Raw genomic sequence first — 21,199 nt, forward strand, 5'->3', positions numbered from 1 at the left:
GCCGTCCCGCACGCCTCGGTCACTTCTGACACTCCGGTGAACCCCCATCTCGCCCCCGTGCACGTCCCGCACGCGCAGACCCTCGCCCACGTCCAGCGCCTGTGCGACCTGTCGGAGCCGTACGCCCACGGGCCCGCCGCCGACGCACTGTTCGCGGCCGCCATGGCCGAGTCCAACGACTGGCACGCCGCGCGCTCGCCGTTCTTCCGCTCGCTGCTCGCCGACGTGCCCGAGGCCGCGGCACCGACGGTGGGCGCCGGCATCCGCACCCCGCTGGTCCACGCCACCTTCTTCAAGCGGCACGAGGTGCTGTCCATCCCGCGCGAGGACGTCTTCCTCCATCTGACCTCCTCTGGCACCACCGGTCAGAAGTCACAGATGTTCTTCGACGAGTGGACCATCCGCTCCGCCCAGCGCATGGTGGCCCGGATCTTCGACCACTACGGCTGGATCACCCCCGACCAGCCCGTCAACTACCTGCTCTACAGCTACGAACCAGCCCCGAGCATGAAGCTCGGCACCTCCTTCACCGACAACTACCTGTGCGACTTCGCCCCGGCCAAGGACGTCACCCACGCCCTGCGCCACACCGGCGACGGCCACGAGTTCGACGTGCACGGCTGCGTCAGCGCGCTGCGGCGGTACGCGGAGGAGGGCCTGCCGGTCCGCATCCTCGGCTTCCCCGCGTTCCTGCACTTCACCCTGGAGAGGATGCGCGCCCAGGGCACGCCGCCGATCCAGCTGCCCGCGGGATCGCTGGTGGTGCTCGGCGGCGGCTGGAAGGGCCACGCCGACCAGCGGATCGGCAAGGCGGAGTTCTACGCGCAGGTCACCGAGCTGCTCGGCGTCGAGCCGGAGCGGATCCGCGACACCTTCGGCTCCGTGGAGCACTGCGTGCCCTACATCGAGTGTGCCCGGCACCGGCTGCACGTGCCGGTGTGGTCCCGCGCCGCCGTACGCGACACACGGACCCTGCGACCGCTGCCGTACGGCGAACGCGGGTTCCTGCACCTGGTCTCCCCGTACATCACCTCCGTACCGGCCCAGAGCGTCGTCATGGGCGACCTCGCCTCGCTGCACCCCGCCGAGGAGTGCGGCTGCCCGCTGCCCACGCCGTGGTTCACCATCCACGGCCGTGCCGGGGTGAGCCGCAACCGCAGCTGCGCGGTGGCTGCCGCCGAGCTGCTGAAGGGACGGGCATGAGTACCCCGACGTCGACTCCTGAGACCGCGACTCTTGAGACGGCGATGCCTGGGACGGCGATGCCTGAGACAACGACGTCTGAGACCGCGATGCCTGAGACAACCACGCCTGAGACAACCACGCCTGAGACAACGACCATGGAAGCACCCCTCGAAGTGACCCCTGCAACGACCGAAGACGTGCACTACTGGCAGGGCGAGTTCCTCGACGACGCCGAGACCGCCGCCCGTCTGGCGGACCTTCCGGCCCTGGTCGAGAAGGCCCTGGCCGAACCCCTTCCCACCGAGACCGTCCTGAGCGCGTGCGCGGCGCTCAGCGCCGCGCTGAGCGATCCCGCGAGCGCGGTACGGGAGCGGTGCACCCCTCACTTCGCCGACCCGGCGGAGGCCGAGGCGACTCTCACCGAACTGGCCGCCGCGCTCGCCCGGCCCGCCCTGGAGCGCAAGCTGCGGCGTGAGCTCGGCGGCACCGCGCCCGAGCGCCTGACCCGTCCCGACGCCCGCGAAACCGTCTTCGAGGCCTGGGCCCCGGTCGGCCTGCTGGTGCACATCGCCCCCGGCAACGCCGCGGCCGTCGCGCCGCTGAGCGTCGTCGAAGGCCTGCTCACGGGCAACGTCAACGTACTCAAGACCAGCAGCGGCGACACCCTGCTCGCCCAGCACCTGCTCGCCGAACTGGCCGCTGCCGACCCCACCGGCGCACTCGCCCGCCACATCGTGGCGCTGCGCTTCTCCTCAAGCCGTCAGGACTGGCTGGGCCTGATGTGCTCGCCCGCCGATGCCATCGCCGTGTGGGGAGGCGAGGAAGCGGTGGCAGCCATCGCCGAACTCGCCCCGCCCGGCTGCCGGTTGGTCGAGTGGGGTCACAAGATCTCCCTCGCCTACCTGACGCGTGACGTCTGGCAGGACCCGGCGACGCTGGAAGCCCTCGCCGCGGACGTCTGCCGTCTCGACCAGCAGGCGTGCTCCAGCCCTCAGGTGGTCTACCTCGACACCGAGGACGCCGAGGACGTCTTCGCCTTCGCCGAGGCCTTCGCTCCCGCCCTGGCCAAGGCCTCCGCTGCCGCCGTCCCGGGCTCGTACCCAGATGCCGCGGAAGAGGCCGAGATCACCACCACCGAACTGCTCGCCCGCCTCGAACAGCACCTGGGCCTGACCAAGGTTGTCGCAGCCGACGACGGGACCTGGCGGGTCCTCGCCGACACCCGCCCCGCGCTCACCGCGTCCCCACTGCACCGCAGCATCTGGGTCAAGCCGCTGCCCGCCCGCGACATCACCGCCACGCTGCGCCCCATGCGCCGCTACCTCCAGACCGCCGCCGTCGGCGGCAGCCGCACCGACATCGCCCGGCTCTCCCGCACCCTCATCACCGCGGGCGCGCTGCGCGTCACCCCCGTCGGCGGCATGCTGGACAGCTACGACGGCGAACCGCACGACGGGGTCTACGCGCTCCCGCGCTACAGCCGCCGCGTCAGCGTCCAGACCACCGGGAACTTCAAGACCACCGCCTGCCTGGACGACCTGGTCGCGCCCTTGCCCACCCCCGCCCCGCCGACCGGCGACCTCCTCGACAAGGCAGGCGTACAACGGCAGTTGGCGACACTGGCGCCCGAGCACGCCCAGCTGTACTTCCGCAGCGGCGGCACCACCGGCACCCCGGCCCTGTCCCTGTTCACCCACCACGATTACGACACCCAGATGCGGGCCGCCGCGCGCGGCCTGCTCGCCGCCGGGTTCGACCCCGCGCGTGACCGCGCCGCCAACCTCTTCTTCTGCGGCGGCATGTACGGCGGGTTCATCAGCTTCTTCTCCATCCTGGAGCGCCTGAACGCCACCCAGATCCCGATGGCGGCGAGCACCGACCACGCGACGGTCGTCGAGGCCCTGGTCACCCACCGCGTCGACACCCTCTTCGGCATGCCGTCCTACCTCTGGCAGTTGTTCCACTCCCAGGGCGAGGTGCTGCGCTCGTACGGCGGAATCCGCAAGGTGTTCTACGGCGGCGAACACTTCACCGCCGAGCAGCGCCGCACCCTCACCGACACCTTCGGCGTCGAGGTCATCCGCTCCGCCTCCTACGGCAGCACGGACCTGGGCCCGCTGGGTTACCAGTGCGCCCACGCCGAGGGCACGGTGCACCACATCCTGACCGAGCTGCACACCCTGGAGATCCTGGACCCGGAGGAGGACCGCCCGGCGGCCGCAGGACAGCCGGGTCGGCTGGTTTTCACCAGCCGCCACCGCTCCGGCCAGCGCCTGGAGCGCTATCAGATCGGCGACTTGGGCCGCGCCGTGACAGGCGTCTGCCCGTGCGGCAGCCATGCTCCGCGCATCGAACTCCTGGGCCGCCACGGCGATGTGTTCCGTATTGGTTCGTATTTCTTCAACTACCGCCGTTTCGTGGAGGTGGCTCAGGAGCGTCTGGGTTACTGCGGCGAGTTGCAGTTGATGCTGACGGCCGGGGCTGCCGGTGAGTGTTTGACGGTGCGTTTGGACGGGCGGTATGCCGCTGATCCTGGTCGGGCGCGGGCTGTGTTCCTGGCGGCCATTCCCGATCTCGCCGCGGCCGTCACGGAGGAGGGTTTGTTGGCCTGTTCGGTGGAGCTTGTCGACGGCCAGGGTTTTGAGCGCACTGGGGGGAGTGGGAAGTTGCGTGGGGTGGTTGATGTGAGGGGGTGTCGATGTAGTGGGGGCGGGCTGGGGCGGGTGGCTGCCCTGGCCCGTACTGGCCTGCCCTGGCCCGCTGTGTGGTGGTGGTCTGGTGTGGGTTAGGGGTGGGGTGTGGTGGTGATGGTGCTGGTGAAGGCGGTGTGGTTGTTCTGGGTGGCGGTGATGTGGGTGGTGGTGGGGGTGTCTGGGCTGGTGGTGGCGTTGGTGTGTGTGTTGGTGGGGGTGGTTTGGGTGGTGGTGGTGATGTGGGTGGGGGTGGTGTATTCGAGGAATTGGAGGAAGGTGGCGTGGATGTGGGTGGGGTAGGGGGTGGTCCGGGTGGGGTGGCGGGTGTGGCGGTGCGGGGGTGGGGGTGGGTGCGGGTGGTGTGGGTGCGGGTGAGGGTGGCGGTTCGGGTGTGGGTGGTGCGGGTGAGTGTGTCTGTTCCCATGCCCGCGCCCATGCCGGTGTCCGTGTCCGTACTCGTGCGGGTGCCGGTGCCGGTGCGGGTGTCTGTGGTGTGGGTGGTGGTGTGGTGGGTGGCGTGGGTGGCTTGGCGGGCGGCTTCGAGGAGGAGCATGCCGGGGGTGTGGTCGACGGGGTGGTCGAAGAGGGTGGGGTGGGTGGTGTCGTTGCGCAGGAGCCAGTGGTGGGGGTGGGGGGTGGGGGCGAGGACGACGTCGTGGGGGTGGTGGCGGTTTACGTGGGTGGGGTGGGTGGGGGGTGGTGGGGTGGTGGGGGTGTTGGGGTGGGTGCCGCGGATGCGTTGGTAGATGGTGGGGGAGTGGGCGGAGAAGCGGGTTTGTGCGGTGCCGAGGTGGGTGCCGTTTCTGAGGGCGATGGCGTGGAGGGTGAGGGCGGTGAGGTGGCCGCCTGGGCGTCGGCGGATGTCGGAGCAGGTGATGTGGAGGGTGAGGTGGGCGGGGTGGTGGGGGGTGTGGTGCATGGCGTGGGGGTTGATGTCGGCGGTGAGGTATTGCCAGATGAGGTGGTGGCCGTGGGGGAGGTGGTAGGCGTGGTGGGCGAGGAGGGGGAAGCACTGGCGGATGGTTTCGATGAAGATCAGTGGGTCGTTGAGGTGGGGGGTGGGGGTGTAGAAGGGGTGGTGTGTCGGCCACCTGGCGGTGACGGTGAAGGTGTCGGTGCGCAGGGTGTCGAGGCCGGTGAGGAGGACTTCGGCGGGGTTGTGTTTGTGCACGTGGTGGGGTGCGAGGGTGTTCCGGGCGGGTGTGCGGGTGAGGTGCTGGGTGACAGGCATGGTGAGCCCCCGTTGAGTGGTTGCGAGTGACCGCTTGCACTTGTGCTCGGTTGGCGCTGTCTCGCCGTCCAGCAACATAACGAGTGTTCTTTTTGTTGTCGAGGGGTGTCCGGATCCTGTCCCTGGCACCGGGTGCCGGGGCGGCGGGCCGTGGTGGGGGTACGGGGGGAAGCCGGGCTCGTCGGGCGGGTGCACGCGGGGGCGGGGCGGGGGCGGGCGGGGGTGGTGCGGGGGCGGGCGGGGTGGTGGAGTTGACCGGAACTGTTCGGCGGGGGGCGGGAGTTGGGGCCGCGGGGCGGGGTCGCGGGGGCTGCGGGTGGCTGAAAGTGGAAGGTAGTCATCCGTCGCGGCGCGGGTGGCCGTTTCCCGCCCCCCGGGGGCTCCGCCCCCGCGCGGGCTGCGGTGCCCCCGGCCCCCGGGCTGTCTCCGCCGCCCCCCGGGGGGGGCGCCCCCCGGGGGGCGGTGTCCCCGGCCCTCGGGCTGTCTGGCCCCCGGGTCCGTCTGTGTCTTCAGGTTTGACGCCGCGTCGGCGCCCGTCCCCGGCGCCTCCCTGTCCCCGGGCGTCTCCGCTCCCCCTCCCTTCCCCGGGGGGCGGCCGTCCCCCCTCGGCTGCCCCTGCGCTCGGGGCTGACGATGCCCGGCGCTTCAGTGCCGGGCACCCTCCCGCCTTCCCGCCTTCCCGGCCTCCGGGGCTTCCCGGCCTCCGGGGCTTCCCGGCCTCCGGGGCTTCCCGGCCTCCGGGGCTTCCCGGCCTCCGGGGCTTCCCGGCCTCCGGGGCCTCCTGGGCGTCGTCGGCCCTTCGGGCGTCTGTGTTCTCCGGGTTGACGGTGTGTTAGTGCTTGGTGCCCGGCGTCTCCCCCGGGGGGGGCTTCGGCCCGGCTGTTTCCTCTTCGGGGGTCTTCGCCTCCGGGCTGGCGGTGCCTCTGGCTCTGCGGCCGTTTCTGTCTTCAGGGCTGACGGTGTCCGGTGCCCGGCGTCTTCCCATCCCGGGCCGGCTCCGCCCTCCGGGCCGGCTCCGCCCCCTCCGGGGGGTCTCCGGCTCTCTGGCCGTCTCCGCTTCCCGGCTGTCTCCGGTTCTCCGGGCTGGCGGTGCCCAGTGCTTCGGTGGCCGGTGTCTCGGGGGCTGTCTCTGTCTTCCGGGCGGGCTGATGGTGCCCGGCCTCTCTCCGGCCTCTCTCCGGCATCTCTCCGGCGTCTTCGGCTCTCAGGGCTGATGCTGCGTTGGTGCCCGGTGTCTCCTTGTCCCCGGCTGTGTTCGCTTCCTGCTGCCTGTGTTCTTCCGGGTTGGCGGTGCCCGGGTCTTGGGTGGTCGGTGGTTCTCTGGTCTCTGGGTGTCTGCGGAGCCGCCCCGTGTTCTCCGGGGCGCCGCCCTGTCGTTCGGGTCTGTGCCGTTCGGGCTGATGTGGTCTGGTGTCCCTGGCCGTTCTTGTTCCCCGGGTCTTGGGGCGGGTGCAGTGTTTGGTGCCCGGTATCTCCTCGCTGCCTGGGGGTCTTTGCCTCGGCCGTTCGCCTCGGGGAGGTGTGTCTGCGTCTCTGGGCTGGCTGCCGGTGTTCCCGGCTCTCAGGCCGTTTCTGTCTTGAGGGCTGACGCTGTGCCGGCTCCCGGCTCCCGGCTTCCGGCTTCCGGCTTCCGGCTTCTGGCTTCTGGCTTCTGGTGTCTTCCCGTCGGCGGGCCGGCTCGGCTCCTGGCCGGTCCGGGTCTGTGGGTGTCTGTGGTTGCTCCGGGTGGTTTCGTTCTGCGGGGTGGTGTGGGTGTGGGGTGGGTGGGGTGGTCTGGTTTCTGGTGTGGGTGGTGGGTCGGGTCTGGTGCTTGGGTCGGGGGCGGTGTGCGGGAGGGGTTGGTGGGGGTGTTCAGGTGGTGTGGTGTGGGGTGAGGGGGGTGATGCCGAGGTCTTTGCGCATGAGTGTGCGCATGTGGGCGGCTGCTGTGGCGCGTGTTTGCCAGTGTGTGTGGTCTTCGGGGCTGCTGACGGGGGTGCCGTTGATGTAGCTGTCGCGGATGTTTCGCAGGCAGTGGAAGACGGTGTCGGCGGCGTGGATGACGGGTTCGGGTGCGGTGAGCCAGAGGCGTTCGGATGCGGTGGCGATGTCGGAGGTGCGGAAGGCTTCGTTGAGGGCGTGTGCCCGGTGGCCGGGGGAGGGGTGTTCTTGTGCGGCCAGGGCGCGCAGGGTTTCGCCGAGGACTTTGACGGTGGTGGTGTACTGCGTGTAGGTGTCGAGCCGTAGCCGGAGGGCGTCTTTGGCGTCTTCGTGTTTCCAGCGGCTGCGCTCGGCGAGGAGGGTGGCGATGATGCCGATCGCGGCTCCGGTCAGGGTGGAGAGCAGGGGCAGCCAGTCCATGCGGGTCAGCTTGCGCGCTGTTGTGGCGGGTGCGCCAGAGGGGCTTCGGGGCGGGAGGGGTGCGGGCGGGCCAACGTTCTTGTCGGTGCGGGCGGCCGGCTGGGGGTGAAGGGCGCGGCCCCGGCCCTGTCCAGGGGGCCGGGCCGGGGTGGTGCGGAGGGCCGTGGTGCCGGGGCGGGCTGCCGTGGCCCCGGTCTCGTTGCCCGGCCGTGCTGCCCCAGCGGTCTCGTGGCCCGGTGGTGCTGCCGGTGCCTGCGCCGGTGGTCGGGCTGTCGGCCTGGCCGTGTCTGGTGGTTGGTGTGCCGCGCGTGCTGCGGGTGGTGTGGCGTCCGGGCGGCTTCGTTGGGGCCGGCTGGCTGCCGGTCCGGGTGTGTTGCCGGCGGATGCGTGGCGGGCGGGCGGGTGGGTGGCGGGTGCGGAGACGGGCCGTTGCTCCCGGGCCGGGCGCCGGTGCGCGGTGGCCGGTGGCGTGGCTGCCGCGGGGTGAGCGGCGCGGTTGCGTCCGGGTTCCGGGCCGGAGGGCCGTGGCTCTGTGTGCCGGAGGGGTACGGCACCGGGCGGGGCGTCTGGAGCCGGCTGCGGAGACGGGGCGCCGAGGGTGCCTGGGGCGGGTGTTCACCGTGCTGGTGCGGACGGGGCCTGAACGGGGGTGTCGCGGTGGACTCCACGCGGGTGCGGGTGCGGGTGCGGGTGCGGGTGGGGTGGAGGTGGGGTCTGGATTGGTGGTGGGGGTGTTGGGTTGGGCAGGATGGGGGGATGACTGAGATCCGTACTCCCCGTCTCCTGCTGCGTGGCTGGCAGGACGATGACCTTGTGCCGATGGCGGACATTCATGCGGACCTGCGGGTCATGCGCTGGATCGGGGACGGTTCGGTGCGGGACCTGGAGCGTACGGCCGAGGACATCGAGCGGTGGGAGCAGGAGTGGGACGAGGAGGGTTTCGGGCTCTTCGCCGTCGAGCTGCTGGCCTCGGGTGAGCTGATCGGTTTTGCGGGGCTGTCCGTGCCCGAGGCGCTGGCGCAGGTGCTGCCCGGGGTGGCGGTGGGCTGGCGGATCGGCTCGCAGTTCTGGGGGCAGGGGTATGCCTCCGAGGCCGCCCATGCCACGCTGGAGTTCGCCCTGCAGGACCGGGGTCTGGACCGTGTGATCAGTGTCAGCCGGGTGGGGGACAGCGCTTCGGAGAACGTCATCCGCAAGCTCGGGATGGTGCCCGAGCGGGAGATGGCGCACCCGGTGTACGGCTATCCGGTGCGGGTGCACGGCATCGACCTCACCGAGTTCCAGGCGTGAGCCGGCCCGGCCGCCGGCCGCCACAAGACCCTGACCCCTGCCCCTGGCTTCTGGCTCCTGTTCCTGCGTCCCCCGGGGGGCGTCGGCCGCGGCACCATCCGCCGCCTGCGGGCGGCGGATGGTGCCTTTTCCCTGACGGGCCGACGGGCTGGCGGGCTGGCGGGCTGTCGCCGGTCTTCGCTTTCGCGGGACTGCGGCCGCTGCCGGGGTGCGGGGCGCTCCTGTCGGGGCCGGTACCGAGCGGGCGCGCGGGGCGGGGCGTGCGGTGATTCGGTGCGGCGGAAGTCCTCGGGGCCGTGGCTGTGTGGTTCGGCGGGAGGGGTGTTCTCTTTCCGGTTCCGGTTTTTCCGGGGTGCGGTCACCGTCCACCGGGTGCGGCGGTGTGCCGGTGGTCCGCCGCGGGCCGGGCGTGGGTCCGGGTCCGTCGGTGAGCGGGGGCCGGTGGCCAACTGCCGGGCCGGGGCGTGAGGGGAAACCGGCGGAATGCCCCGGGCTCGCTCGGGTTCCCCATTCGGTTGCTGTCGAACAACGAGGAACGGGCCGCCCGCTCATGCAGGGCGCGGGCCGTGCCGGGGGCCAGGGGCGCCTGCGGCGGCGCTGCGCGCTGAGCTTCGCTCACCCTGGACAACTCGCCCCGCCCTATCGGGCGGCCGCTCCGCTGCGGCACTCCACCACGGGCCGGCTGGCTCAGGGCGGGGAACCCAGATGAGCAGGTCTGACCTACCCCTTAGCAGGGGTGGGGATTTCAGGGATTCCCGTCGTGCCGGGGACGGGCGGCGTTCCGGCAGGCCGGGTCGCCCCCCCGGGGGGGGAGGTTGCTGGAGTCCGGGCGGGTCTGGTTCCGGTTCTGTCCGGCTCGCGGGGCGGGGCGGGGGCGGGGCGGGGGTGTCGGTGGCCGGGTGTTGCTGTGGCTGCGGCGGTGGGTCGGCGTCCGGGTGCGGTGTCCGTGCCGGTGTCTTCGGGCGGGTGGCCGGTTTGCGCAGTACGGGGCGGCGGGGCCCGGGTCGGGCCGGGTCCGGCGGCGGGTTCCAGGGGCGCGGGGCCGGATGCCGGTGGCTCGTGGCGGTGTGCCGGCTGCGGCCGCGGGGCCGGTGGCCCGGCGGAGGCGTACGGCAGCGGCCTGAAGATGCTGCCCGTCCCGGCGCACGGCCCGCTCATACTGCCCCCGCATCCGGCCGCTCACCGGGGAAAGCAGCCATCGCACCGGGCTGCTCACCCGGGAGGCCGCCGCCGCGTCCGGTCGCTTGCCCGGGAAGGCTGCTGGCTGTGTCCCGGCCGCTCCCCGGGGGAGGCGGTGGCCGTGTCCGGTGCTGTGCCCGTCAGCGCATGTGCCTGTCCGGGCAGGCCTGTTGCGGGTTCTTCGGGGTGCGGGCGGTGGCCTGCTCTGCCCGGACCGGTCCTGGCGGGGCCGGTGGTGCCGCCGCGCGCGGCTGCCTGCGGGGCTTGGGGATGCGCTGGCGCGGGCCGCGGGCTGTGCTGTGCGGGTCCGGCCGGGCGCGGCCTGTTGTCTGCAACTGTGCGGCCTGGCCGCCTGTTGTGCCGGTGGTCTCGTCGTGCCGGACTGCTGTTCCGTGGAGTCGGCCCGCCCGGTGCCGGGGGCGGGGTGTGGGCCGTCCGGGGTGTCTGGGGGGTGTTGATCGTGCCGGGGTGTTGGCGTGATCCGGCGGGGCCGGGTGGCGGGCCGGGGGTAGGTGTCCGGGGTGGGTTTGGGTGGGGTTGGCGGCCTGGTGCGGGGCGGGGCGGGGCGTAAAATAACGGCCGTTCGTTTTGTGGCGAGGAAGGGCAGGGACGCTCGATGGTGGAGCCCAAGCAGGAGCGTGCTGTGAAGACCCGGGATGACATTCTGCGGGCGGCGGCGCTGGCTTTCGACGAGCTGGGGTACCGGGGGCGAGTATGCGGGAGATCATGCGGCGGCGGGGGTGACGCTGGGGGCCGTCTACTTCCATTTCGAGAACAAGGAGGCGCTGGCGCGTGCGGTGATCCGCGCGCAGCCGGAGGTGATGGTGCCGCGGGTGCATTCGCAGGGGCTGCAGCGGCTGGTGGACCTGTCGCTGGTGTGGGCGCATCAGTTGAATGTGAATCCGCTGCTGCGGGCGGGTGTGCGGCTGGCGGTGGAGCAGCGCAGCCACGGGATCGAGGACGACACGTCGTTCTACGAGTGGGAGAAGATTTTCCAGGGCTGGCTGGAAGTGGCGCGCGAGCAGGGGAGCTGGCGCCGGGGTGGAGCCCGAGGTGGTGGCGGAGTTCGTGGTCGGGGCGATGACGGGGACGCAGCAGCACGCGCATCTGACCGGGACGACGGCGTCGCTGCCGCAGCGGATCGTGCACATGTGGCAGCTGCTGCTGCCGGGCATCGCGTGCGCGCAGGCCGCGGCCGCGATCGATCTGGATCCCGGCCGGGGCCAGTAGCCGACAAAAGAGGGGGCGGGGTGTCGTTACCGGCAGGGGCGTTCACAGCCCGGGCGAGACGGACGACAAGACGGACGGGCCGGGCCGCGCGGGCCGGGCCGGTCGTGCCCAGCGCGCGGGCCAGGCGGATGCCGTGGGCGGTGCGGGCCGTGAGGGGAGTACGGACCGTGCCGCCCGCGCGGACCTCGGTGCCCGCGCGGACCTCGCCGGCCGTAGAGGCGGCCGTGCGGGCGGTGCCGGTGGCGGCGACCGCGTGGGTGGTACGGGGGGTGCCGAGGGGTGAGCGGCGCGTTCGGCCCGGCCAGTGCGGCCAGTGCGGCCAGTGCGGCCAGTGCGGCCAGCGCGGCCAGTGCGGCCAGTGCGGGTGGCGTGCGCGGTGCGGCCGGTGCGGGCGGGCGGGCGGGGCCGGGGGAGTTGACGGGGTATCGGGTGCGGGTGGTCCGGAGGGTGCAGGTGGCTGGCCGGGCGGTGCTGGTGGTGCGTGCGGGGCTGGCAGTGCGGGCCGTGCGGGTGGCGGGCGTGGTGGAGCTGGTACAGGCGGTGCGGGGGCTGTCGGTGCCGTCGCCCGTACGGGGAGTGCGGTCACTGCCGGCCGCGAGGTCGGGCGGGACGGTCCGGGTGGTGTGGACAGTAGCTGCGGCACCGGCCCTGCGGGTGGGGCGGCCGGCGCGGGATGTGTGCGTGGCGGGGCCGGCGGAGGCGGCAGCGGCCGTACCGGTGGCGGGGCGGTACTGGTGGTGCGGGGAGACGGGCAGCGGGTGTGGTGCGGGCGGCGCGGATGCCTCATGTGATGTGGGAGTACGGGTGTTGCGGGCGGTGCGGGGGGCGGGTGTGGTGATGGCGGTGCGTGTGCGGCAGCCGGTGCGGGTGGCCCGCGCGGCGAGGACGGCGGGGCCGGTACCGGCTGCGCGGTCGGTGCATGCGGTGCGGGCGGCGGGGCTTCGGGCGGCGCGCCGTACCCGGACTTGAGGGGCCGGGGCCCCACAGCGCCCATGTCGGCGTCCGCGCGGGGGGCCCGGAGCGCGGCGCGGGTGCCCCGGCGGTGGCGGGGGCACGGGCCGTAGGCGTACGGCAGTTGGCGCGGCGGGCGAGGGCGGTGCCGGGGGCGGGGGCAGTTGGGGCGGTGCGGGGGATACGGGCCGTATGTGTGCGGCAGCCGGTGCGGGCGCCAGGGGCGGCGCCGGTGGCGCGGGCGCCAGGGGAAGTGCTGGTAGTGCAGGTGGTGGGGGAGGTGTTGGTGGTGCGGGTGGCGGGAGCAGTGCAGGTGATGCAGGTGATGCAGGTGATGCGGGGGGTGTGGGCGGGATACGTGGAGCGGGCAGTGTGACCGCCTCCGACCCTGGCACCGCCTCCGGCACCGGCCCCGCCTCCAGCACTGGCCCTGGCCTCGGCACTGGCTCCGGCTCCCGTGCCGGAGGCGGAGGCGGGCGTGGGCGTGGGCGTGGTGGTGGGGGCGGTTCGGGTGGTGTGCGGGTGGTGGTGGCGGGGGCTTCGGGGACGGTGGGGCGGCTGGTGGTGGAGATGCTGGAGGCGCGGTATGAGGTGCGGGCGCTGACGCGTGATCCGCGGGCGGCGGCGCGGGCGGGGGTGGGGGGCGAGAAGGTACGGGCCGATTTCGCCGACCGGCGCTCGCTGGAGCGGGCGCTGGCGGGCGGGGACGCGCTGCTGCTGATCACCAGTGACCCGCTGCGCCCCGATCACGATGAGCGGGTGCTCCGGGCGGCGGTGCGGGCGGGGGTGGGGCATGTGGTGAAGCTGTCCGCGCTCGCGGTGACGGATCCCGGCGCGGGGGATGTGATCACGTGCTGGCAGCGGGCGTGCGAGGAGCGGCTGCGGGCGTGCGGTCTGCCGTGGACGCTGCTGCGGCCGCGGGCGTTCATGTCCAAGGCGCTTGGCTGGGCGCCGTCGGTCAGGCGCCAGGGGGTGGTGCGCGCGGTGTACGGGGCGTCGGTGAACGCGTGCGTGGATCCCGCGGATGTGGCGGCGGTGGCCGCGCGGGTGCTGACCGCGCCGGGCCATGCGGGGCGCTGTTACGAGCTGACCGGGCCGGGGCCGGTGTGCGCGCGGGAGCAGACGGCCGTGCTGGCGCGGGTGCTGGGGCGGCCGCTGCGGTTCGAGGAACTGGACGTGCAGGAAGCGTGGCGGCTGTGGCGCGCGCGGTATCCCGAACCGTATGCGCGGGCCCTGCTGGAGAGCGCCGAACGCCAGCGGGCCGGGGCGAAGGCGGGCGTGAGCCAGGCGGTGCGGCAGGTGACGGGCCGCGCACCGGCCGACTTCGCCGACTGGGCCCGGCGCCATGCCCGCTTCTTCCGCTAGCCCGGCCCCGGGCAGGGGGCCGGGCGCCCGCGCCCCGCCGCCCGGCGGGCACCGCTTCCCCTTCCGGGCCCGGGGACAGGGGCTTGCGGCCTGTGGCCTGTGGGGTCCGGGGGCGGGGAAAGGTTTCTGCTGCCGGTGTGCGGGATCCGCCCGCCCGGGGCGTCTGCGGCCGCCGGGCCCGGGTGCGCAGACACCCCGGCAGGCCGGCACACCAGTACGCCGGTGCACCAGCACGTCGGCACATCCGTACGTCGGCACGTCAGCAAGTCGGTACACCGGCACCGGCGTACCGGCACATCAGCACGCCGGTACGCCGGTGTGTCCGTGGGCCGGGGGGCCGGTGCGGGTGCGGGACTCATACGGGATCGGATCGGGGAGGGGTTTGCTGGTGAGGGATGTTCTGGGAGCGGGGCGGGGTCTGCTGGGCGGGGCGACGGTGATGATTACGGGTGCCTCGAGCGGGATCGGTGCGGCCGCGGCGCGGCTGTTCGCGGCGGAGGGGGCGGCGGTGGTGCTGATGGCGCGGCGTCAGGAGCGGCTGCGGGCGCTGGCCGGGGAGATCGAGGCGGGCGGCGGGCGGGCGCTGGCGGTGGCGGGGGACGTCACGGTCGCCGAGGACGCGGTGCGGGTGGTGAAGGAGGCGGTCAATGTCTTCGGGGGGCTGGACGCGGCGTTCAACAACGCGGGCTGGGCGACCGCGGGCACGCGGCTGCACGAGACGGACGACGAGGTGTTCGACCGGATCGTGGAGGTGAATCTGCGCGGGGCCTGGAACTGTCTGAAGGCGCAGGTCACGCAGATGCTCGCGGGCGGGCGCGGCGGTGCGATCGTCAATACCGCCAGTGTCGCGGGGGTGGTGGCCACCGGCGCGGCGGCGCCGTATGTGGCGGCCAAGCACGGGGTGATCGGCCTGACGCGGGCCGCGGCCGAGGAGTACGGGGGCCGGGGCATCCGGGTCAACGCGCTGGTGGTGGGCAGTACCCGTACCGAGCTGATGGACGATGTCCTGGCCCAGGCGCCCGCCCTGGAGGAGTCCTTCGTGGCCCGCTCCGCGCAGAAGCGCATGGCCCGCCCCGAGGAGGTGGCGCAGGCCGCGGCCTGGCTGTGCAGCGGCCGGGCCTCGTTCGTCACCGGGGCCGCGATGGCCGTCGACGGCGGCTGGACCGCCGCCTGACCCCACCCCCCGGCCCCCGCCCGGAGTGCCGCCCCCCGGGCGGGGGCCGGGGAGGGTCAGGCGGTGCGGGGCAGGGGCGGGGCGGCGGCGCTAGCCGGGGCGCACAGGCGGCTGTAGGCGTAGGCGGCCGAGACCAGGGTCATGTGGTGGTGCCAGCCGGGGTAGGAGCGGCCCTCGAAGTCCAGCAGCCCGCACTCGTCCTCCAGATGGGTCATGGTGGCGCGGGTGCGGGTGTGCAGCTGGGCCAGGGCCATGAGTTCGTCCAGGCGCGCGTCCAAGAGGTTGGAGACCCACACCCGGGCCGGGCGCTGCAGGCTGGGCCGCCACTGGGTGAAGATCCGCAGGGTGTGGGCGGTGCCGGGCAGGCGGATCAGGCCGGACAGGATCCGGATGTGGCGCTGGCCGTGCTCGGGCGTGGTGACGGTGACCACGTGCGGGTGGCGGGTGCTGTGCTGGTAGAGGAACTGCCGCGCCCCGCCGGGGCTGTGGGCGCCCAGGTGCGCGGCGGTGGTGCGGGCGGTGGCCGGGCACACCCCCATGCCCGGCGGCACCGAGACCACCATGGCGCGCCCCTGGCGGTGCAGCTGCTCGATGAGCTGCGCGACGTCCGTGTGGTCGCTCATGTCGGCCACCACCGGCGCCGGGGTGTGCCGGGTGCGCCGGGCCAGGGTGGCCGCCAGGTCCGCGGCGTGCGCCCACAGCGGCCGGTGCCGGGCCAGGGCCGGGATCCGGGCGCGCTCGCGCAGCCGCTCGTCGGCGTTCCACTGCTCGGGCAGCATCAGCCGCCAGTCCACCGGCAGCTGCAGCTCGCCCAGGGACAGGAACACCCCGATGCCCAGCTGGCAGTTGATGGTGCGCCCGGCCTCGGGCACGAAGCGGCGGTGCACCCCGCAGGAGTGCCCGCCGCGCTTGGGCAGCACCGCGGTGGCGATGATCCACGCCCGCGGGGCGCCCCGCTGCTCCACATACCGGGTCAGCTCCTTGCGGGCCGGGTCCCACTCCCAGGGACTGGCGTTGATGAACTGCTGCAGCGACTGCGAGGCGGTGGGCGAATCGGAGATCGCCGCCGCCAGGCGCCGCACCGACTTCTTGCCCGGCGTCGAGAGCAGTCCCTGCAGATACCCCTGCGCCCAGCGCCGCTGATCGGCGCGCGGCAGATGCCCGAAGAGCGCCGCGGCGAACGCCGGCAGCGGATCACTGCCCCCCGCCGCTGACGCCACCCCCACCTGCTGCTGTCCGGCCATGGTCGTTCCCCTCCGTGACGTGTCCGACCCAAAAAGCGTAGCGAACGTTCGCTTTGTTTTCGAGAGCGGGGAGCGCACCGGTGCGACTTGGTGAACTCCGGCGCCCGGCACGGGACTTCACGCCCGCGCGGGCACCCCCCGGCCCCGCGCGCCGCCGCCCGCGCCCCGCCCCGCGGGCCCCTGCACGCCGCCCCGGCACCCTGCCCGCACCGCCCCCTCCCGCCCCGCCGCCCGGTGGGCCGTGCGGTCCCGGCGGGTGGGGGTGGTGTGGGGCTTCGGGGGATTCGCGGGAGAGTCCGGGCCTTCGGTGTCCGGTCGGACGAAAGGGCGAAAAACTGTGGAAAGAGGGGGAGTGGGGAGGGAAAAAGAACCCTGCGGCTTTCCCACGTTGGCGTTGTGGTGGCTCTCTTCGCGTCGGAGGCTCAAAGTCCGGTACGTCGGTCGCGGGGAAGGGAGGCTTCGGTGGCGCACAGGCGGGTGCACACGGCGCCCGGGCCCGCACCGGCGGTGCCCGCCGCCCCGGGCCGGACCGGCAGCCCCCCGCTCCCGCCCCCGTACCCGGCCCGCCCGCCGCATCCGCCGCATCCGCTGCATCCGGCGTGTCCGCCGCATCTGCCGCACCCGCCGCATCCGCCGCACCCGGCGTGTCCGGCGCCTTCGCCGTGTCCGGCGGGGCCGGCGGCCGGACACGCCGGCCCGCCCGCGGCGCCCGCGGCTCCGCCCGGACCGCCCGCGGCCCCGCGCGGGCGCCCCGCGGGGCGCCGGTCCCCGGCCCGCGGCGGGCGGGCACCGGGGCCCGCGGCGGCGGGGCGCGGGCCGGGCCCGCCGCCCGGCCGCGCGGGCCCGCCGTCCGCGCCGGCCGTGCGCCCCGCTCCGACCGCTCATGTACCGCCTTCACCCCCCTGCGCCGGTCTGTGGTGCGCGGGGGTGTCCCACGTCCCCAAGGGAGTCGACAGTGAAACAGGAACGCGCCGCACGCACCCGCGAGGCTCTGGTGCAGGCCGCCGCCGAGGCCTTTGACCGGGCCGGTTTCCACGGCACCTCCCTGGGCCGGATCAGCAAGGCGGCGGGCATCTCCATGGGCGCGCTGACCTTCCACTTCCCCACCAAGGACGAGCTGGCCGACACCGTGCAGCTGCGCGGGCTCACCGTCACCCGCGACGCCGTCCAGCGGCTGCTGACGGGCCGTGAGGCGGCCCTGGAGACGGTCGTGGACCTCACCCTGGAGCTGGCCGCGCTGCTCCAGGAGGAAGCGGTGGTGCGCGCCGCCGCCCGCCTGACCCGCGAGCGCGAGAGCGCACCGCAGGGCGCGCCGTGGCCCTCCTCCTGGCTGCCGGCCGTGGAGGGGCTGCTGGAGGCCATGCCCGCGGGCCAGCTGCGCGCGGGCTGCGACCCGCGCACCGTCCTGGCCCTGGTCGGGCACCTGGTGGCCGGGGTGGAGTCCTACCTGCGCAGCTGCGCCGCCCAGGGCTGCGACACCTGCAAGAGCGCCCCCGAACAGCTGGCGCGGATCTGGGAGCTGGCCCTGTACGGCATCCGGTGCGGGCGCCAGGGGTAGGCGGCTGCGTCTTGCGCAAGTCGGCGTTGCCGCACCGCCCGTGGCCGCCGAGGGTGGGAAGCACCCCCTGCTGCCGGTGTCTTTGCAAGGAGCTGCCCCGTGGCGGACACAGACGTCGTCGCCCCCGCCGAGCCCGAGCCCCCCGCACCCCCCGCCCCCGCCCCCGCCGCCCCGCCCGCGGCCGCCGGCCCCCACCCGGAGACGGACCCGGAGACGGCGACGGACCCGGCCCCGGAGAGGGAGGCGGGCACGGGCACTGATGCGGGGGCACGGCGGCGGGACGGGCTGCTGCTGGTGGTGGTGATGGGCGGCACCTTCCTGGCGGTCATGGACGGGTTCATCGTCAACGTGGCGCTGCCGGCCGTGCGCGCGGGGGTGGGCGCCAGCTTCGCCCAGGCCGAACTGACCGTCTCCGGCTATCTGCTGGCCTACGGCCTGTTCCTGGTCGCCGGCGGCCGCCTGGGCGACCTGTGGGGCCCCCGGCGGCTGTTCCTGGCGGGCCTGGCCCTGTTCACCGCCGCCTCCCTGGCCTGCGGCCTGGCCGCCTCGGCGCCCGCGCTGATCGCCTTCCGCGCCGTGCAGGCCCTGGGCGCCGCCCTGTTCTACCCCCAGGTCCTGTCCGTGCTGCAGACCGCGTTCACCGGCCGCCGCCAGGTGCGCGCCTTCGCTATGTTCGGCGCCACCATCGGCGGCGCCTCGGTGGCCGGCCAGCTCCTGGGCGGCCTGCTCCTGCACGCCGACCTGTTCGGCCTGTCCTGGCGCCCCGTCTTCCTGCTCAACGTGCCGCTGGGGCTGCTGCTGTTGCTGGGCGCCGCCCTGACCCTGCCCCCCGCCCGCCGCCCGCCGCACAGCACCGGCCGCCGCGGCCGGCGCGGCGGGCGGGGCGGGCGGGGCGCGGCACTGGACGGGACGGGCACGCTGCTGCTGGCCGGGACCCTGGTGTCGCTGCTGGTGCCGCTCACGCTCGGGCACGGGGCCGGCTGGCCGGTGTGGAGCCTGGTGCTGCCGGCGGCCGCGCTGCCGGGGGCCGCCCTGTTCTGGCGCCACGAGCGGGCGCTGGCCCGCCGGGGCGGGCAGGCGGTGGTGGACCCGGGCCTGTTCAGCGGGGGCCGCTTCGGCGCGGGCAGCGCGCTTGCCGTCGCCTTCTTCGCCGGGAACGCGGGCCTGTTCTTCCTGCTCACCCTGCACCTGCAGACCGTCCTGGGCTACGGCGCGCTGCGCGCGGGACTGTGCTTCATGCCGCTGGCGGTGATGTTCGTGCTGGCCTCACTGGGGGCCCCGCGGCTGCAGGAACGTATCGGCCCCCGGCTGCTCGTGGCCGGCTACGCCCTCAACGCCGCGGGCACGCTGGCGCTGCTGGCCGCCGCGGTGGCGGACCGGACCCACACCGCGGTGCTGCCGGCCTGCCTGGCCGTGATCGGCTTCGGGCAGGGCCTGGGGGTCAGCCCGCTGTTCGCCGCCGCCCTGGAGCAGGTGCCCGCCCGGCTCGCGGGCGCGGCCTCGGGGGTGCTGGAGACCGCCGCCCAGCTCGGCATGGCACTCGGCGTCACCCTGACCGGCCTGGCCTTCGCCGCCCGCGGCGGCGGACACCCGGCGGACCCGGCGGCGTTCGGGGCCGGCCTGGCGGTGGCCGCGCTGCTGGCCCTGACCGCGCTGGCCCTGGCGCCCCGCCTGCTGCACCCCGCCCCCGGCCCGGCCCGCGCGCCCGGCCCGCACCGGTGAACGGCCCCGCCCCGCCGCCCGCCCCGCGGCCCGCGGCGCGGCCTGCCGTGCGCGGCGGGCGGCTGCCGTCGCTGACCGGGATGCGGTTCGCCGCGGCGCTGCTGGTGTTCTGCTTCCACGCCTCCTACGAGAACCTCTTCGCCGACCGGCGGGTCAACGACGCCTTCGCCGAGGCGGTCAGCCAGGCCGGCTGGACGGGGGTGTCGTTCTTCTTCGTGCTGAGCGGCTTCGTGCTGGCCTTCTCCGCCCGCCCCCGCGACACCTGGCGGGCCTTCTGGCGGCGCAGGCTGTGGAAGATCTACCCCAGTCATCTGCTGACCCTGGCCGCCGCCGTGGTGCTGCTGGCCGCCGCCGGCCTGCCCCGGCCCGGGCTGCTGCCCAACCTGCTGCTGGTGCAGGCCTGGTGGCCGGATGCCGACGTCATCCTCAGCGCCAACCCGGTCAGCTGGTCACTGAGCGCGGAAGCCCTGTTCTACCTGGCCTTTCCCGCCCTGTGGGCGGGCGTGCGCCGCATCCGCCCCGAACATCTGTGGCGGTGGGCCGCCGCCCTGGCGGCGGCCGTGGCCCTCATGCCGCTCGCGGCCGCCGCGCTGTGGCCGGCCGGGCCGCACCTGCACTGGCTGGCCATCAGCGAGGAGCACTACTGGTTCCTGCTCGCCTTCCCGCCGGTACGCGCCGCGGAGTTCGTCCTGGGCATGCTGATGGCCCGCCTGGTGAGCACCGGCCGCCTGCCCCACGCCGGGCTGTGGCCCCCGCTGCTGGCCCTGGCCTGCGCCTACACCGCGGCCCTGGCCGCCCCGGTGGCCTACGGCATCGCCGCCCTCGGCGTGCTCCCGCTGGCCTGGCTGGTCGCCGCCGGCGCCCAGGCCGATCTGCGCGGCCGCCCCAGCCCGTTCGCCGCCCGCCCCCTGGTCTGGCTGGGACAGGTGTCCTTCGCCTTCTACCTGCTGCACCGCCTGGTGCAGTTCCACGGCCACCGCGCGCTGGGCGAGCACCGCGCCTTCTCCACCCCGGCGGCGGCCGGGCTGCTGATGGCCGCCGCCGCCCTGACCCTGGTGCTGGCCTGGGCGATGCACACCGCCGTCGAGCAGCCCCTGCTGCGCCGCTTCGGCCACCCCCGCCCCCGCCCCCGCCCGCGCCCGTCTGCCCGCGGCCCGCTGCCCCGGGCCCGCGGGGCGAAAGGCCCCGCGCCCGCTGCCCGTCCGGTTCTTCCGCCCGCGTCCGAAGAGGCCCGATGACCGTCACGATCGACGTCTGGTTCGACTTCATCTGTCCCTACAGCCTGATCACCCGGCATGTGCTGGCCAGGGCGCTGGACGGCAAGGACGCCGCCCCCGCCTTCCATCCCTTCGAGGTCAACCCCAACTGCGTGGAGGAGGCCGGGGAGTACCCGCGCGGGGTGTGGGAGAACTCGGTGCGCCCGCTGGGCGCCGAACGCGGCGTGCATCTGGCCGGGCCGCCGGGCACCCCGCTGCGCCGGGCCCGGATGGCGCTGCTGGGCTACCGCTACGCGGCCGAGCACGGCGCCGGGGCCCGCTACACCGACCTGGTCTTCGGCGCCTACTTCCACCACTGGCAGGACATCTCCGATCCCACGGTCCTGGCCGCGCTCGCGGTGGAGGCGGGCCTGGACCGGGCGGGGTTCCGCGCGGCCATCATGTCGGCCCGCTACGCCCGCGCCCACCAGCAGGGCCTGGCGCACGCGCGCGGCCAGGCACAGGTGTCGATGGTGCCGGTGATCGTGGCCGGGCAGCGGCGCATCGACGGGGTGCCCACGGCCGCCGAGCTGGCGGGGGCCGTGGACGAGGCGATCGCCGCCGGCACGGCACCCGCCGCGCCGGCCCCGGCGGGGGTGTGGGACATGACCACCCAGGCCCCGCCCGGGATGCCGCTTCCCGCGCCGGTGCCCAAGGCCCGCCCGCAGGCGGGCCCGGCCCGCCTGCACGGCACCTGACCCCCGCCCCGCCCCGCCCCGCCCCGGCCCGGCCCGGCCCGGCCGGGGCGGGGCGGGGCGGGCAGGGGGAAGCGGCGCGGCCG

Annotated in this window: 13 protein-coding genes and 1 pseudogene; 11 read left to right on the top strand and 3 right to left on the bottom strand. The window is 74.6% G+C overall.

The window, feature by feature from the left end; translation table 11 throughout:
• The first annotated feature begins 36 nt into the window (after nt 1-36).
• The 3 genes from CP982_RS41385 to CP982_RS42880 all read left to right on the top strand — a co-directional run bounded on the left by CP982_RS41385 (nt 37) and on the right by CP982_RS42880 (nt 4,178).
• Nucleotides 37-1,203 (top strand): LuxE/PaaK family acyltransferase, encoded by a 1,167-nt coding sequence (locus CP982_RS41385; protein WP_150515216.1) that lies wholly within the window; start codon nt 37-39, stop codon nt 1,201-1,203.
• Between the two features lie 137 nt (nt 1,204-1,340).
• Nucleotides 1,341-3,974 carry an acyl-CoA reductase gene (locus tag CP982_RS42875; RefSeq protein ID WP_150515217.1) on the top strand — a complete coding sequence of 878 codons (2,634 nt, stop codon included), beginning with the start codon at nt 1,341-1,343 and terminating at the stop codon, nt 3,972-3,974.
• 9 nt (nt 3,975-3,983) lie between these two features.
• Nucleotides 3,984-4,178, top strand: a complete 195-nt coding sequence (locus tag CP982_RS42880; RefSeq protein ID WP_170316301.1) for a hypothetical protein — start codon at nt 3,984-3,986, stop codon at nt 4,176-4,178.
• Nucleotides 4,179-4,407: 229 nt separating this feature from the next.
• On the opposite strand, the pseudogene CP982_RS43320 reads toward CP982_RS42880, so the two are convergent.
• Together CP982_RS43320 and CP982_RS41400 are read right to left on the bottom strand one after the other, a co-directional pair.
• Nucleotides 4,408-5,187 (bottom strand): annotated as a pseudogene (locus tag CP982_RS43320) (ScbA/BarX family gamma-butyrolactone biosynthesis protein); the annotation flags it as partial.
• A 1,773-nt stretch (nt 5,188-6,960) separates the two neighbouring features.
• Entirely contained in the window at nt 6,961-7,449 is a 489-nt protein-coding gene (locus CP982_RS41400) for a hypothetical protein (protein ID WP_229879763.1), read from the bottom strand.
• A 756-nt stretch (nt 7,450-8,205) separates the two neighbouring features.
• Here CP982_RS41400 and CP982_RS41405 point away from each other — a divergent pair.
• The 4 genes from CP982_RS41405 to CP982_RS41425 all read left to right on the top strand — a co-directional run bounded on the left by CP982_RS41405 (nt 8,206) and on the right by CP982_RS41425 (nt 14,638).
• A complete protein-coding gene (locus tag CP982_RS41405; RefSeq protein ID WP_150508614.1) occupies nt 8,206-8,739 on the top strand; it encodes a GNAT family N-acetyltransferase in 534 nt (177 codons plus the stop codon).
• A 2,220-nt stretch (nt 8,740-10,959) separates the two neighbouring features.
• Nucleotides 10,960-11,148 (top strand): hypothetical protein, encoded by a 189-nt coding sequence (locus CP982_RS42900; protein ID WP_245004359.1) that lies wholly within the window; start codon nt 10,960-10,962, stop codon nt 11,146-11,148.
• 1,467 nt (nt 11,149-12,615) lie between these two features.
• Nucleotides 12,616-13,464: an NAD(P)H-binding protein gene (locus CP982_RS41420; RefSeq protein WP_150515219.1), complete on the top strand. Its 849-nt coding sequence runs from the start codon at nt 12,616-12,618 to the stop codon at nt 13,462-13,464.
• A 439-nt stretch (nt 13,465-13,903) separates the two neighbouring features.
• Nucleotides 13,904-14,638: an SDR family NAD(P)-dependent oxidoreductase gene (locus tag CP982_RS41425; protein ID WP_150508612.1), complete on the top strand. Its 735-nt coding sequence runs from the start codon at nt 13,904-13,906 to the stop codon at nt 14,636-14,638.
• 56 nt (nt 14,639-14,694) lie between these two features.
• On the opposite strand, the gene CP982_RS41430 is transcribed toward CP982_RS41425, so the two are convergent.
• Nucleotides 14,695-15,882 carry an IS701 family transposase gene (locus tag CP982_RS41430; protein ID WP_150508611.1) on the bottom strand — a complete coding sequence of 396 codons (1,188 nt, stop codon included), beginning with the start codon at nt 15,880-15,882 and terminating at the stop codon, nt 14,695-14,697.
• Nucleotides 15,883-16,837: 955 nt separating this feature from the next.
• Here CP982_RS41430 and CP982_RS41435 point away from each other — a divergent pair.
• The 4 genes from CP982_RS41435 to CP982_RS41450 all read left to right on the top strand — a co-directional run bounded on the left by CP982_RS41435 (nt 16,838) and on the right by CP982_RS41450 (nt 21,116).
• Nucleotides 16,838-17,440, top strand: coding sequence for a TetR/AcrR family transcriptional regulator (locus CP982_RS41435; RefSeq protein WP_229879765.1), 603 nt, complete (start codon nt 16,838-16,840; stop codon nt 17,438-17,440).
• Nucleotides 17,441-17,539: 99 nt separating this feature from the next.
• Complete coding sequence (locus tag CP982_RS41440; protein ID WP_229879767.1) at nt 17,540-19,162, top strand: MFS transporter; 1,623 nt, start codon at nt 17,540-17,542, stop codon at nt 19,160-19,162.
• Entirely contained in the window at nt 19,159-20,400 is a 1,242-nt protein-coding gene (locus CP982_RS41445) for an acyltransferase family protein (RefSeq protein WP_245004342.1), read from the top strand. Before CP982_RS41440 ends, CP982_RS41445 begins: the two co-directional genes overlap by 4 nt.
• Nucleotides 20,397-21,116 (top strand): DsbA family oxidoreductase, encoded by a 720-nt coding sequence (locus tag CP982_RS41450; protein WP_150508607.1) that lies wholly within the window; start codon nt 20,397-20,399, stop codon nt 21,114-21,116. Before CP982_RS41445 ends, CP982_RS41450 begins: the two co-directional genes overlap by 4 nt.
• The last annotated feature ends 83 nt before the right edge of the window (nt 21,117-21,199 follow it).

It is taken from the genome of Streptomyces spectabilis (assembly GCF_008704795.1).
Taxonomy (GTDB): domain Bacteria; phylum Actinomycetota; class Actinomycetes; order Streptomycetales; family Streptomycetaceae; genus Streptomyces; species Streptomyces spectabilis.